Genomic DNA, 14,123 nt, shown 5'->3' with positions numbered 1-14,123 from the left:
ATTAAAATCCGCGCGTTGCGCGGATTTTTTTGTCTTAAGGACCTCTGTTTGCTTTCTCTTCCCCATTATTTGCTCAAGAAGGTGGAAACCGGCAATGGCGGTGTAGGGAGGACCCAGCACCGCCATTGCTTTATTTTTGCAGGATGATTTGACCAAGCAAGCGATCCGTCAAGTGCGCAAACTTACTTTTGAGACATCCCATCTCACTAAGCAAAGAAGTTTATCCCATGTTTTTCGATATGACGATTTTTCCCCGTTTCGGCAATTCTTCGCTTTTGCGATACGCCTGAAGCAGGCCTTGAGCAGTAAAGGGATAGGTCCCATCGATATGGATACTCAATTTATTCTCTTTCATATGGCGAACAATGGATTCAAAATCGGTACGGTTAGGTCTTGCCTGGAAGAAACGTGCGTCAATGTCGCGGACCTTCGGATATTGATTGATCGCGAATGCCACCACTGAAATATAGGTTCCGCCATCCTTGATGACCGAGTAGTTCTTCTTTCCGATTTCTCCCGGCAACCCGGTACCGAAAGTGGATTGGTCCATAGCGGAATCCAATACGATATCAACAGGATCTGTTATTTGGGCGGCAAAGTCGGCTTTTGTGTAGTCGAACACCTCGTCCGCACCGAGTCCTTTGACGAAATCATGATTATAGTCCCTCGCGGTTGCGATAACATATGCTCCATGCTGCTTGGCCAACTGGACCGCCGCGTGTCCCACGCCTCCGGCGCCGGCTTGAACAAGGATGCGTTGTCCCGGTTGAAGACGGCCATGCTCAAAAAGCGCTTGCCAAGCTGTCAGGGCGACCGTAGGCGCGGCGCCTGCTTCTTCGAAGGAAAGACTCTCAGGGATAACAGCAAGAAGATCTTCCTCCACCGCAACATAGTCCATGTAGGAACCCCTCTGAACCATACCCATGACACGATCCCCCGGCTTGAAATGACGCACTTTTTCGCCAATCTCTTTTACGATGCCGGCTACTTCATTACCAAGAAAAAGCGGCAATTGAGCTGGAAATTTATCGGCCATCGGACTCTGAAGAATCGCGCCGCTGCGAAATAGAATATCTGCGGGATTGATGGAAGAGGCACGCATTTCGACGAGAACCTGTGTATCGGTGAGTGCGGGAATCGGCACTTCCAGTTCCTCTAGCACTTCGGGGATTCCAAAGCTTGTCAAAGCTATAGCTTTCATGATTATGCCTCCTCTTAAATTGAACATACGTTGATTTTTCAACTGCCGCTGTTTCTACTATGTTAACTGTGTCTTTCCTCGGGCCAGCATTGGGGCGTCCAGTTCCGACTGTGCAAATCTGAGTGCGTATATTGTCAATCACACCGGCGCCAACTATCAAAAGTCTATATTTGAAGTTCAATATTGTCCTTCTAACTAGTCACAGTTGTTTAAGCAACATCTGTCTGATACGATCATAGTACGGCAGTATGAGGATTTCAACCGGCAAAGTAAGTAAAACGTTGCATAGACAACAAATTTTGATATTTGATGTTTAAGAAGGGAAATATAGAATGACCGCCCCGCTCGTTTGCCCGAGCCGCGCCCGGATGCGATTCAATCCGTATTTTTTTTCCCTTCGCGGAATTTGCCCTCCACTGCATTGCGTTCGCTCGCATCTTGCTTCGCAATTCGCTTAATTTCAAGCTTTTTTTGAAAAGAGTTCTCCCTAATTATGGAAATATGCCTTGATATATCATTGTTATTGCTGTTCTTTCGTTACTAATTAAGAAAATACACACGAGGGGGATAACCGGGGTTAAGGCTGGTTGTTCCATGGAACGAGCGGTCCGTGCCCGTATTAGCGGCGTCGGCTCACCGGGGAGGAGAGCCGACGCCGCCTCTTGTGTTTGTCGATGGTTGTCCATGTCAGTCCATGGATCCTTGGCGGCAACCCCTGCTGCTATCGCGGCTAGAGCATCCTGACGAAACCTTCGCAGCGGACAGTCCACGACCCGTCCTGCGGAAATCCGGGAGCATGCGTATCCGGTCCGTCTTCCCAGCCTGAAGCCATCATGGCGACAGCGGTCAGCAGGCCGCCATTGCCGGGCAGATAGACGGACAGATCCGGCCGCTGATAATTATGTCCGTTGGGAAGATAGCTGTTTTTCCCCCGTTCCATTAATAGAGCCTCGACTGCCAATCGGCCTTCTCCAAGTCTGGCCGCTGTCATGGCAGTCATCGGATAATCCCATCCCCATGTATGATCCCAGTTCCAGTTCTTCCAGACCTCATGAAGCGTAAGTCTCATCGTTTCATGGTCAACCATCAGTCCCGGAAGCATACCGAGGGGGGCCAGCATCGTCGGGTGGTCGACAACGCCCGTTTTGTCCCGGAAGGTGTTCGGGGCGGTCTCCGCCGCTGTATATACCCCATCTACTACCGGCAGTCTGGACAGATGCTGCAGAATATGATCCCAATTCTCGTCCCTGGGCAGGCCAAGCCGCTCTCTCCACGTATTTGCGACCGATAGCCCGAATGCCCAATAGCCCAGCTCAAAGGTCGGATTGAAGGTGACGGCATGGTCGTAGATCTCCTGCGCGGGAGCAACCGGCGGACCAAGCACGTAGCGGCTGTGCTCCTCATCCCACTCCGCAAAAGAGGCCATGAAAGCGGCGGATTCCAGCACGATTTCGCGGTAGCGCGCAAGCGCCCCGTCTCCGCCTCCGCTCTTGTAGATAAGCTCGGCATAATAAATCGGATGGGGCTGCTGCCAAATTAGAAAAGGTTCAATGTAGCAGGGGCCGTTAACTCCATCGGGAGCGATGCATTTGGGCCATCTGGCGCCGTTGTAGCCCTGCGAAGCGGCCAGTGCCTTCGCCTGCGGCAGGATATCACTGTACCAGCCCATGTTATTTTCCAGGAGCTCCGTCCGGTTCCATAATGCAAAATGAACAGAATGCCACCAATGCATCTCCAAATGGAATTTCCCGTACCAGCTGTTATGCGTAAGGCCGGATTCCTGGGGAGGCAGCGACCCGGAGGACTGGATCGCGGTCAAATATTGGGATAATACGATGCGCCGCTCCAGCTCATGCGCCCGCGTGTCCGCGCTCCCGGCCAGCTCCACGGCGGCTCCGCTGCTCCAGAACGACTCCCAATGGCTGCGGCAGGCAGTCTCTGTCTCCCCGAAGGCGGGCAGCGGGCCCTCGTTGGCTTCAAGCCCGAAGCGGAAGCAAAGCTCGAATTCGCCGCCATGATCCTCCGCGGACGGCGTAAGCAGAAACTGATGCGGATCCGCTGAATCGCGGACGAATGATCCGCCGGACCAGGCCGCCGTCATATAATGGACATCCGCATCAAGCATCCGGCGAAGACGGATGGAAGAAGGCGTCTGCGCTTCAATCTCCGTTCGATGCGCGTCCGGTACATCCCACACCGGGCTGCCGGAGAAGGCTCCGCTTGCGTAAGGGAAACGGAAAGCGATGCGCAGCGCGCCATCTGCAATCAGCTCCGAGCCGATGCGTACGGCGATCAGATCGATATCCGGATGGCAGCAGGTCTCCACGACCGTCCGGCAACCGGCTGCGCTGAAGCGGCTGGTAATTTTCCCGGACCAAAGATCCAGCTCCTGCCGCATATCGGTCAGATCTCCGCTAGCGGCTTCGGCGCCGGAAGGCAGTGAGATCCGGAAGCCGATCTCTCCAAGCTGCAGCCGGTGCGGGTTGGCTTGAAGCCAATTGTATTCGGCGCTCCGCTGGCCGCGGGGCGAATAAGGGAAGCCGACGCTTCGTCCATTGAACGTGTCGTAATACGTAAGCGGATAATGATCCATGCGGTAGCCTTCCGGATTGGGCAAGGTATGCCAGGCCCAGTTGGAGAGATGACCGAGCGGAACGCCACCGTCCGCATAAAGCGCCGGAAACGACTGAAGGCCGGTGGCATCAACGGTGAAGGCATAGTTTCCATTGCCGACCGAGAGCGAAGCGTTTTTGTCAAAGCCTTGTATAACGGGATGATGGCGTCCAACGAGAGCCTGCCGGTTGATCATCTGTGTCGCATCTCCTTATCGGATGAAATGATTTACGCCACTATTATACGCGTGAAATGCCAGGATAAAAGGCAAAATCCCTATCTCCATAGCAATTGCACATTTCCCGGCAGAAGTTTATCGTCATGCGGCAAAGGTTATAAAATGCTGCACCATCCCGGTTTGCTGCACATTAGCTTCAATCTATTCCGGTGCACATTCCTTGGCACATTCATCTTGCGGATGCTCCACCCGTTTTTCTATACTTTGGTTGTCACGGCCGACGACAGCAGCTAAGGCAGCAAACAGGAGGGTCATATCCGCTTAAGAGGAGGGAGGGGTTATTGCAATGACCGGCATGAAGGCAACGGGAAAACATACATTCAAACAGATGGCCAAGGTATGGCAGCTGTATCTGCTTATCTTACTGCCTGTCATTTACATTGTTATTTTCAAATACGGCCCCATGTACGGGGCGCAAATTGCGTTCAAGGACTTCTCCGTGTCCAAAGGGATTATGGGAAGCGAGTGGGTTGGCTTCGCCCATTTCAAGGAATTCTTTCATTCCTATGAGTTTACGAGAATTCTGAAGAACACGGTCGGATTGAGTCTTTACACGCTGCTTGCAGGATTCCCGCTGCCCATTATTTTCGCATTGAGCCTGAATTATGTCGGCAACCGATCCTTTAAAAAATCGGTGCAGATGATTACATTCGCCCCCTATTTTATTTCGGTGGTGGTGCTGATCGGGATCATGCTGCAGTTTCTGGCGCCCAGAACCGGTATAATCAATATCATTATCGGCTGGTTCGGAGGCGACGCCATTAATTTCATGGGAACGCCGGGTTATTTCAAGACGATCTATGTCGCATCGGACATCTGGCAGACGATCGGCTTCAACTGCATCATCTATATTGCCGCCCTGACGGGCATCGATCCGTCCCAGCATGAGGCGGGCATTGTAGACGGGGCGACCAAACTGCAAAGAATTTGGTATATCGATCTGCCGGGCATTCTGCCGATCGCGATCACGCTGTTTATTTTGAATACGGGCCATGTTCTGGATGTCGGATTCGAGAAGGTGCTGCTGATGCAAAACCCGCTTAATATGAGAACCTCGGAAGTCATAGACACCTATGTGTACAAGCAGGGATTGACGTCCATGGTGCCCAATTACGATTATTCGACGGCAATCGGATTATTTAAATCCTTCATTGGTCTGGTTCTGCTGCTCACTGTAAACAAGATTGCCAAGAAAGTCGGACAAACCAGCTTATGGTAGGAATAGGAAGGCGATAACATGGAATACAAGTTTTCGCAGCAATCATGGGGTGACCGTTTGTTCTCCATTGTGAATTATGTGTTTCTGGCATTCATGGCGCTGCTCGTGCTTTACCCGCTTATCTATATTGTGAGCGCATCCTTCAGCTCCTCCAATGCGGTCATCTCGGGACGCGTCTGGCTGTGGCCGGTGGAGCCCAATATGGAAGGCTACAAGGCGATTTTCAAGAACAGCATGATTACGACAGGGTTCACAAATTCCATTATTTATACGGTCGCAGGCACCTCCATCAATGTCATACTTACGGTATTGGCTGCATATCCGCTGTCACGGCATGATTTTGTCGGGAGAAATTACTTTATGTTTCTGTTCGTCTTCACGATGATGTTCACCGGAGGACTCATCCCGACCTATCTGCTCGTTCAGGATTTGGGCTTGACGGATACAAGGTGGGCGATGCTTCTGCCGACCGCGCTATCCGTCTGGAATATGATTATTACCCGGACTTATTTCCAGACGACTCTACCAACTGAAATGCTGGAAGCGGCGCATCTGGACGGCTGCAGCGATCTCAAGTTTTTATGGAAGATCGTGATACCGCTTTCAGGTCCAATCCTCGCCGTTATTACGCTGTTTTATGCGGTGAGCCAATGGAATCAGTATTTCAATGCGTTAATCTATTTGAAGGACCGGGATTTATATCCGCTGCAAATTGTGCTGAGGGAAATTCTCGTGCAGAACCAGGTGGATCTTAACATGCTGACAGATGTGGAGCAGGCTGCGCAAAGAGAAGGACTGCGGGAGCTGTTGAAGTATTCGCTGATCGTGGTATCCTCCGCGCCGCTGCTGCTGATTTACCCGTTTGTCCAGAAGTTTTTTGTCAAAGGCATTATGATTGGATCGTTGAAAGGCTGATTCATTGAAAAGCGGGCTCGTCATCAAGTAAACGTTAACTGCCGCAAGGCAGCCATTTCTCTCATCATAGGAGCGTGTAACATGAAAAAGGTCGTCATGTCCGGAATTCTGGCTTTACTGTGCCTGGCCGTTATTCTTGCCGGATGTTCGAGCAATACAAACAGCAGCAATAATGCGGCGAATCAGCCGGCGGGATCGGATAACGGAACAGGTGAAAGCGCTAACGTCGTGACAGCGGCGGGCGAATTTCCGATTGTAAAAGAAAAAACGACATTAAAAGTAATGGTTATGGGCGACGCCAACGTGGAGTCGTTTGATGATAACGAATTCACCAAATGGTACGAAGAAAAAACGAATGTCCATGTGGAATGGGAAGTCGTACCCCCGATGAACGCGCAGGACAAATTGAATTTGACGCTTGCCGGGGGCGATCTGCCCGACGTTATTATGAACTTCAACGTGCCTGCGGCCCAGCAGATGATTTACGGACAGGATGGGGTTTTCCTTGAACTGTCGGACCTGATCGATAAATACGGCACCGAGACAAAGAAGATGTTCGAAGCGAATCCCTTGATCAAGCAGGTTTCTACCGCTTCAGACGGTAAAATCTATTCGCTTCCGTATGTCAGCGATTGCTACCACTGTACGGTTGTCCAGAAAATGTGGATTTACCAGCCATGGCTGGATAAATTGGGCTTGAAGATGCCGACCACAACGGATGAATTCTACAATGTGCTGAAGGCATTCAAGGAGCAGGATCCGAACGGCAACGGAAAACAGGATGAGATTCCGTTTGCGGGCTCCATTGCGACACCGGGCAACAATATAGACAGCTTTGTTATGAATGCGTTCATTTACGATAATCTAACGCATGATAACTTCGGCTTGCTGCTCCAAGACGGCAGTATCGATGCGGCTTTCAACAAGCCGGAATGGAAAGAAGGCTTGACCTACCTGCATAAGCTGTACCAGGAGGGACTTATTTCTCCTGAATCCTTCACCATGGATAATGACCAGCTGAAGCGTATTGGCGAAAACCCCGATGTGCCGATACTTGGAGTCGCTGCAGCTTTTCACATGGGCAACTTCACGCAGTTCAACGGGGAAAGCGGCCGCTGGCTGCAGTACAAGGCGGTTCCGCCGCTTAAGGGACCGGGCGGTCTGCAGGTTGCCAGCAATACGCCTTACACGGCTGTCAGCGGACGCTATATCATTACCAACGCCGCCAAGAATCCCGATGTCGCCATGCGCTGGGCAGATGCTTTCTATACGCAGGAAGTGCTGCTGAACGGGAAATATGGAAGAGAAGGCATCGAATGGAAGTACGCTGACGAAGGGCAGCTGGGCATTGACGGCAAGCCGGCGCTCTTCCAGGCGGTGACCCCGACAAGCGGAGCGCAGAGGATCAACTGGTACAACAGCTTCCCGATGAACGAAACCAATGAATTCCGCCTTGGCTGGGCTGTGACAGATCCGGAGGCTTCGGTTGAGCCGATTCTCTATAAGGAAACGCAGAAATACGAGCCGTTCAAGGTACCGGATCAGGATGTCATTCCGCCGCTGTACTTTACGACCGAGCAGTCCAATGAAATTGCCAATTTAAAAGCGACAATCGATGGACAGGTCCGCGAGATGAATGCCCGCTTTATTAGCGGCGACGCCGATTTGAACAAGGAGTGGGACGCCTACATCAAGCGTCTGGACAGCATGAATTTATCCCGGTATATCGAGATTTACCAGGAAGCGTACGATACGATGACCAAAAAATAAAGCTCCGCGAAACTGCGCAGGCATAAGCTCCGAGAGAAGAAACTTGGCTGGTGGCCGCTTAAAGAACGGCGCCAGCCCGTTCTTCTTTATCTTGTAGCAATGATTATTTCATTCCAACTAAAGGAAGAAACCGACTTTACCGCCGCAGGGTGGCGAAGCTATTTCTTCTTATTCAATATTCCATGGATATGAGGCGAATATGATGGTCGAACCCAGATCAAGCTCCACCTTTGCGCCAGCCGTTCAGGCTGCCCTGCATCCGATCGTCTGCAACCGGATCGCGCCGGATTTTTTCTCCGGGGCTCTGCTCGGCAACGGCGGCATGGGAGTCGTCGTCACGACCCGTCCCGATGCGGTTATTCTTCATTTTTCCCACAATAACGTATGGGATCAGAGAATCGCCGAACAGGATGCGGGGAAGGTTGGCACATTCAGCGAAGTATTCGAAAGATTGAAGCGGCTGCCCGATAACATCGGATCCTTGGTAGAGGACGAATGGTACCGGGAATACTGCCTGATGCTCAAAGAAACCTATAACAACCCGTACCCCCGGCCGATGCCTTGCGGTTCGGTTTTGCTTGGCTATGACCGCAGAAAAGCGGAGGTGCTCGGTCATACGGTTCATATTTCAAGCGGCTTATGCGAGGTGCGCTTCCTGGTGGAGGGCATTCCCGCAACGCTCCGGATTTTTGTCGAGGCTTCGCGGGACCGGCTGTGGATGAGCTTTGTGAATGAAGCCGGAATGCCGATTGCCGCTCCTTTCGACCGGGTGCGGCTTATTCCCGATCCGTCCACACCGCAGGAATTCCCTCCGACCGGATGTACGGCGGATATGGAGGCGGCATTCCTGTCCATGAGGCAGCTCCTCCCTTATCTGGAGAGCGGCACAGAGCGTCACAGCAAGGACAAGGCGTTCCGCCTGACACTGGGCTTGTCCGGCGGATCGCTTGCGCCGTTGTCGGTGAAGAATGAGACCCGCAGCGGCATTGTAGCGACGCATCTGGACGATTATATGAGCGGAGATAGCGCGAATATGCTGGAGTATAAGATAAAACCCGACGGTCCATTCCTGGCGGCAGTCGACCTGGAAGAAGGAATGGACGTGCAGGTTTCTTATTCGGCCGGCTTTTCCGGGGACATCCGGGAGGGGGAGATGGCTGCCTGTTTCGATAGAACCGGGGAGGCTTATGCTTCTTTCTGGAACCGCTCCGGCGTTCTGCTCGGCGACAAGGAGCTGGAGAAAATCTGGTACTGGAACCTGTACTTCTTCCAATGCGGCGTAAAAGAGGGGATTACCTGTCCGGGATTGTTCGCAAACTGGACCTATGACACTATCGGCTCCGCCTGGCATGGCGATTACCATCTGGATTACAATACCCAGCAGCCGTTCTGGCTGGCTTTTTCCAGCAATCATGTGGACCGTCATCTGCCGTATGTGGAGATGGTGCATCATATTACGCCTGTCAGCAGGAGATGGGCAGAGGACTATTACGGGCTGCGCGGCGCCTTCTATCCGGTCTCGGCCTTTCCCGTCGATATGGAAATCAATCCCAGTTCCGGACCTCCCTTCGGATGGGTCATGTGCACGACTCCGTGGGTGGTGCAGAGCTTGTGGTGGCATTATGTCTATACGATGGATAAGGAGTTTCTGCGGGATAAAGGCTTCGAGCCGATCAAGCTTGCCGTACTGTTCATGGCGGATTATATGAAACGCCCGGATGCCCGAAGCGCCCGGTGGGGAGATGACCGCTATCATATATTCCCGACGGTTCCTCCGGAGCTGTACGGATTGATGCCCGGATTCAAATATAATGCCGACAGCCTGACGGATATTACGCTGTTCAAATTCGTCTTTCGTGCCTATATAGAAGCCTGCGCGGCACTGGATATTGAAGGCGAGGAAGCCGCGCTCATCAGCGAGGTGCTGGATATACTGGAGCATCTGCCCGATTATCCGACAGCTCTGTCGCAGGAGCGGGGAGAAGTATTCGTATCCGTACGGGGAGAGGATCCGGAAATGGTGTACAACACCCCGAACAGCGCGTTCACCGTATTTCCGGGGGAGGATCACGGGCTGCATTCGCCTGAAGACATCTATGAGATCGCCTGCAATTCATACCGCAACCACCGCAACGAAGGCGGCAATGAGCTTGTTTTCCAAAATCTGCAGGGGGCCCGGCTCGGCATTCTGGATTTGGAGAAGTTCAAGCGGCAAATCGAATACTGCATGATGCCGAACGGGACCTGCACGGATATGGTGCTTCAGGTCGGCGGCCGCTATAAAGACACGCTGAATTTCGATTTTATGTCGCGCATGGGCATATGGTTCGAGAATACCGCCCTGCCGGTCGTGATTAATGAATGTCTGCTGCAGAGCTACAATGGCATACTCCGTCTGTTTCCCAATTGGCGGGGAGGGCAATATGCGGAATTCCGGACCCTGCGCGCCGCAGGAGGATTTCTGGTCAGCGCGGCATGGGAAAACGGGGCTGTGCAATGGCTTGAAGTGCAAAGCGAGGCGGGCGGGAAGCTTCGCATATACGCGCCATGGGAGAATGGGGCTGCTTGCGTCAGAGATATGAAGGAAGAGACGCTGCTGGGAGATATTGCACTGGATACAGTGGCAGGTGAAGTTATCCGCTTTACAAGGCATGGATAAACACGGATGTATTAAACAACTTCGGGGGGATCTTCAATGAATATTGCGCCTTATTTGACTCCTTATAAATATGGCAAGCCGGTGTTGACCGGATCGGGTCTGCCGGATCAATTTGACCAAAATGCGGTCGACTGCCCGTTTGTCTTTCAGCACCGGGACCGGTTTTATATGATGTATGTCGGGTTTAACGGCATCGGCTATCAGACCGCGCTGGCGGTTAGCGAGGATCTCCTGAACTGGGAGCACCACGGTGTCATTCTGGAGCGGAACGGACGGGCGGACTGGGATTCCAAAAATATAGCCGGCACCTGGATTCTCAGGGAAAATGAGCTGGAGGCGCCGCCCGTATTGAAGAAATGGGATAATAAATATTGGCTTGTCTATCACAGCTACCCCGAGGACGGTTATGAGGAAGGCTCGGCGAAGATTGGGCTGGCCTATACGGAGGACGAGAATTTACTGGTATGGAACCGCCTGCCTGACCCGATACTGACCCCCGAGGAGGGTGAGGACTGGGAGAAGGGCGGCTTGTACAAGGAATGCCTGGTTGAACATGAGGGCTTGTTTTATTTATTTTACAACGCCAAGAACAACAACACATCCGGTTGGGTGGAGCAGACCGGTCTTGCAACCTCCACGGATTTGAAGACCTGGACCCGGCATGGGGATAATCCGGTGCTTCGCGTATCGGAAGAAGGCTGGAAAAGCGCTTTCGTCAGCGATCCATGCGTTCTGCGGAGCAAGGGCGAGTGGGTGATGTTTTTCTTCGGTTATGATTACAGGCGCGCCCAGGAAGGGGTGGCTGTCTCTTCCGATCTGTTCAACTGGGAGGCTTATCCGGAGCCTATTATCCGTATCGGCGCCGAGGGAGAAATCGATTCGACCTATGCGCATAAACCAACAGTTATTACACATAACGGCGTGTTGTATCATTTTTACTGCTCGGCAAGACCCTCGCAGGACGGCGACCGGACACGCAACAACAACGGCAAGGAATTCCGCACGATAACGGTTGCAGCCTCCCGGGATGTATTTCAGCAAGCTTTACCGGGAGGGATGAGCGATGAAGCTTCATTATAACCATCCCGCGCGAAAGTGGACGGATGCGCTGCCGGTCGGCAACGGCCGGCTGGGGGCGATGATTTTTGGCAGCGTGGAGGCGGAGCTGATCCAGTTGAACGAAGATTCGTTATGGTCGGGAGGACGCCAGGAATGGGAAGCTCCCCATGCCCGGGAGTCGCTTCAGTCAGTGCGGGAGCTGCTGAAGGCCGGCAAATATGTGGAGGCGGGTCTCGGCTGCAAAGAGCTGATGGGTCCGTATAACGAAGCCTATATGCCCTTGGGCGATCTGCGCATTCAGTTCGAGCACGGCGATCTTGCCGCTTCTTATGAACGGTCGCTGGATCTGCGGGACGGGATTTCCCGCGTCAGCTACATGATCGGCGATGTCCGGCATACGCGGGAAATCTTCGCTTCTTACCCGGATCAGACGGTTGTCGTCCGTCTGGAAGCGGACAAGCCGGGGATGCTGAGCTTCCACGCCCGTATCGGAAGCCAGCTCCGCTGCCGGACTGCCGCTGCCGGGAATACCCTGATTATGCAGGGCAGCGCGCCGGAGTATTGCGGGCCTAACCATCAGAACCCGGACAATCCCATTCAGTATGGCGATTGGGATGAAACCGATGCGGTTCGCTTTGAAGGCAGATTGGGCGCCAGACATGAGGGAGGCTCGATGACCGCTGATCATGATGGCCTGCATATTTATGGAGCAACCTCTGCAACGCTGTATTTCTGCGCTGCGACCAGTTTTAACGGCTTCGACCGCCCGCCGCGCACGGAGGGGAAGAACCCTTCTGGTCTATGCGGGGATTATTTGACAAACGCGCTGCAGAAAAACTACGATCAAGTCCGTGGCGATCATATCGCCGATTATACCGCCTTGTTCAACCGGGTGGAGCTGCATCTGGGAGAGCCGCTTGCTCCTGCGGATATGACGACCGAGCAGCGGATCAAAACCTATGGCGGGCGCGACCCAGGTCTTGTTGAGTTGTTGTTCCAATATGGCCGCTACTTGATGATCGCCAGCTCCCGGCCCGGCTCCCAGGCTGCCAATTTGCAGGGGATCTGGAACAAGGACACGCGCCCGACCTGGAGCAGCAATTATACGATTAATATCAATACGCAGATGAATTATTGGCCGGCTCTGGCGGGGAACCTGGAAGCCTGCCATGAGCCGATGCTGGATTTCGTCGCGAATATGGCGAGAAGCGGGAGGAAAACGGCGGAGATTTATGGTGTACGGGGTTGGATGGCCCATCATTGCACCGATATCTGGTGCCTGACCTCGCCAAGCGGCGGCTACGGCAACGGCGAGGCCCATTGGGCAAGCTGGTCGATGGCGAGCCCATGGCTGTCCCAGCATCTATGGGAGCATTACGCTTTCTGGAAAGACGAGGCTTATTTGCGCGACACGGCCTATCCGATTATGAAGGAAGCCGCCTTGTTCTGTCTGGACTGGCTGTTCGAGGACGAGAGCGGTTATCTGGTTACCGGTCCGTCGACATCGCCGGAGCACAGATTTCAGACCGCGGACGGTTTGGCTGGCGTCAGTCTTGCCTCGACCATGGACATGCAGCTGATCTGGGATTTGTTCTCTAACTGCATCGCCGCATGCGAGGCGCTGGAGGCCGACGATGAATTCAGGCGGGAGCTGGCTGCCGCCCGCGACCGATTATATCCCATGCAGATCGGCCAATACGGACAGCTGCAGGAATGGTTTCGGGATTTTGAAGAGCAGGATGTGCATCACCGTCACATTGCCCATATGTTCGGCGTTTATCCGGGACGTCAGCTGACTCAGCGGGGCACGCCTGACTTGTTTGCCGCAGCCAAGCGTTCACTTGAGAGGCGCGGAGATGACGGGACGGGCTGGAGCCTGGCCTGGAAAGTTGGTCTGTGGGCCCGTTTCGGCGATGGCAACCGGGCGGCATCCTTCGTTCACAAGCTGCTGCAATTTTGCGAAACCGAGGAGAAAAACTACCACTCGGGCGGTGTTTACGCCAATCTGTTCGACGCGCATCCGCCGTTCCAGATCGATGGGAACTTCGGCGTCACGGCGGGTATTATCGAGCTGCTGATGCAATCCCATCAGGACTTTATCGAATTTCTTCCCGCTCTTCCCGACGAATGGCCTGACGGCTATATCAAAGGCTTAAGAGCGCGGGGAGGCTTCGAGGTCAGCCTGAATTGGAAGAGCGGCAGGCTGACGGAAGCGGAAATCGTCTCCCATGCCGGGGGGATATGCAGCATCCGCTGCGAGAACCCGTTCATTATCACGGCGAGAGACAGATCGGTTGCGACGGTATCAGTGGAATCGGATATTGTCGCATTCGCGACAGAGCAGGGCGCAACTTATCGAATTTCCCGGGAAATGGCGGAGGTGGGGCTCTGACGGAAACCGCAGAAACCGCATCACAGTTTCATACGGCTAATCCGGACTTCGGTCGGT

General features: G+C 53.4%; 8 protein-coding genes. 6 read left to right on the top strand and 2 right to left on the bottom strand.

The window, feature by feature from the left end:
• Positions 1-220: 220 nt before the first annotated feature.
• The gene (locus AC0YOB_RS34855) at positions 221-1,201 is read right to left on the bottom strand and encodes an NADP-dependent oxidoreductase (RefSeq protein WP_475796696.1); all 981 of its coding nucleotides are present in this window, start codon (positions 1,199-1,201) and stop codon (positions 221-223) included.
• Between the two features lie 730 nt (positions 1,202-1,931).
• Complete coding sequence (locus AC0YOB_RS34850; protein ID WP_475796695.1) at positions 1,932-4,010, bottom strand: glycoside hydrolase family 65; 2,079 nt, start codon at positions 4,008-4,010, stop codon at positions 1,932-1,934.
• A 328-nt stretch (positions 4,011-4,338) separates the two neighbouring features.
• Here AC0YOB_RS34850 and AC0YOB_RS34845 point away from each other — a divergent pair, with 328 nt between their 5' ends.
• The 6 genes from AC0YOB_RS34845 (at position 4,339) to AC0YOB_RS34820 (ending at position 14,066) form a co-directional block, all read left to right on the top strand.
• Complete coding sequence (locus AC0YOB_RS34845; protein WP_475770079.1) at positions 4,339-5,271, top strand: ABC transporter permease; 933 nt, start codon at positions 4,339-4,341, stop codon at positions 5,269-5,271.
• Between the two features lie 18 nt (positions 5,272-5,289).
• Positions 5,290-6,186: a carbohydrate ABC transporter permease gene (locus tag AC0YOB_RS34840; protein ID WP_475796694.1), complete on the top strand. Its 897-nt coding sequence runs from the start codon at positions 5,290-5,292 to the stop codon at positions 6,184-6,186.
• Between the two features lie 81 nt (positions 6,187-6,267).
• The gene (locus AC0YOB_RS34835; protein WP_475796693.1) at positions 6,268-7,956 is read left to right on the top strand and encodes an ABC transporter substrate-binding protein; all 1,689 of its coding nucleotides are present in this window, start codon (positions 6,268-6,270) and stop codon (positions 7,954-7,956) included.
• Between the two features lie 202 nt (positions 7,957-8,158).
• Entirely contained in the window at positions 8,159-10,615 is a 2,457-nt protein-coding gene (locus AC0YOB_RS34830; RefSeq protein ID WP_475796692.1) for a glycosyl hydrolase family 95 catalytic domain-containing protein, read from the top strand.
• A 36-nt stretch (positions 10,616-10,651) separates the two neighbouring features.
• A complete protein-coding gene (locus AC0YOB_RS34825) occupies positions 10,652-11,695 on the top strand; it encodes a glycoside hydrolase family protein (protein WP_475796691.1) in 1,044 nt (347 codons plus the stop codon).
• Positions 11,679-14,066 carry a glycoside hydrolase family 95 protein gene (locus tag AC0YOB_RS34820; RefSeq protein WP_475796690.1) on the top strand — a complete coding sequence of 796 codons (2,388 nt, stop codon included), beginning with the start codon at positions 11,679-11,681 and terminating at the stop codon, positions 14,064-14,066. The genes AC0YOB_RS34825 and AC0YOB_RS34820 overlap by 17 nt, the downstream gene beginning before the upstream one ends.
• The last annotated feature ends 57 nt before the right edge of the window (positions 14,067-14,123 follow it).

The organism is Paenibacillus sp. JT31N17 (assembly GCF_056269255.1).
The sequence above is the reverse complement of the archived record's forward strand: the minus strand, read 5'-3'. Positions and strand labels throughout refer to the sequence as shown.

Coding starts and splice junctions, on each gene's coding strand:
- AC0YOB_RS34830 (WP_475796692.1), top strand. CDS start 8,159: ATGGTCGAACCCAGATCAAGCTCCACCTTTGCGCCAGCCGTTCAGGCT.
- AC0YOB_RS34825 (WP_475796691.1), top strand. CDS start 10,652: ATGAATATTGCGCCTTATTTGACTCCTTATAAATATGGCAAGCCGGTG.
- AC0YOB_RS34855 (WP_475796696.1), bottom strand. CDS start 1,201: ATGAAAGCTATAGCTTTGACAAGCTTTGGAATCCCCGAAGTGCTAGAG.
- AC0YOB_RS34835 (WP_475796693.1), top strand. CDS start 6,268: ATGAAAAAGGTCGTCATGTCCGGAATTCTGGCTTTACTGTGCCTGGCC.
- AC0YOB_RS34820 (WP_475796690.1), top strand. CDS start 11,679: ATGAAGCTTCATTATAACCATCCCGCGCGAAAGTGGACGGATGCGCTG.
- AC0YOB_RS34845 (WP_475770079.1), top strand. CDS start 4,339: ATGACCGGCATGAAGGCAACGGGAAAACATACATTCAAACAGATGGCC.
- AC0YOB_RS34840 (WP_475796694.1), top strand. CDS start 5,290: ATGGAATACAAGTTTTCGCAGCAATCATGGGGTGACCGTTTGTTCTCC.
- AC0YOB_RS34850 (WP_475796695.1), bottom strand. CDS start 4,010: ATGATCAACCGGCAGGCTCTCGTTGGACGCCATCATCCCGTTATACAA.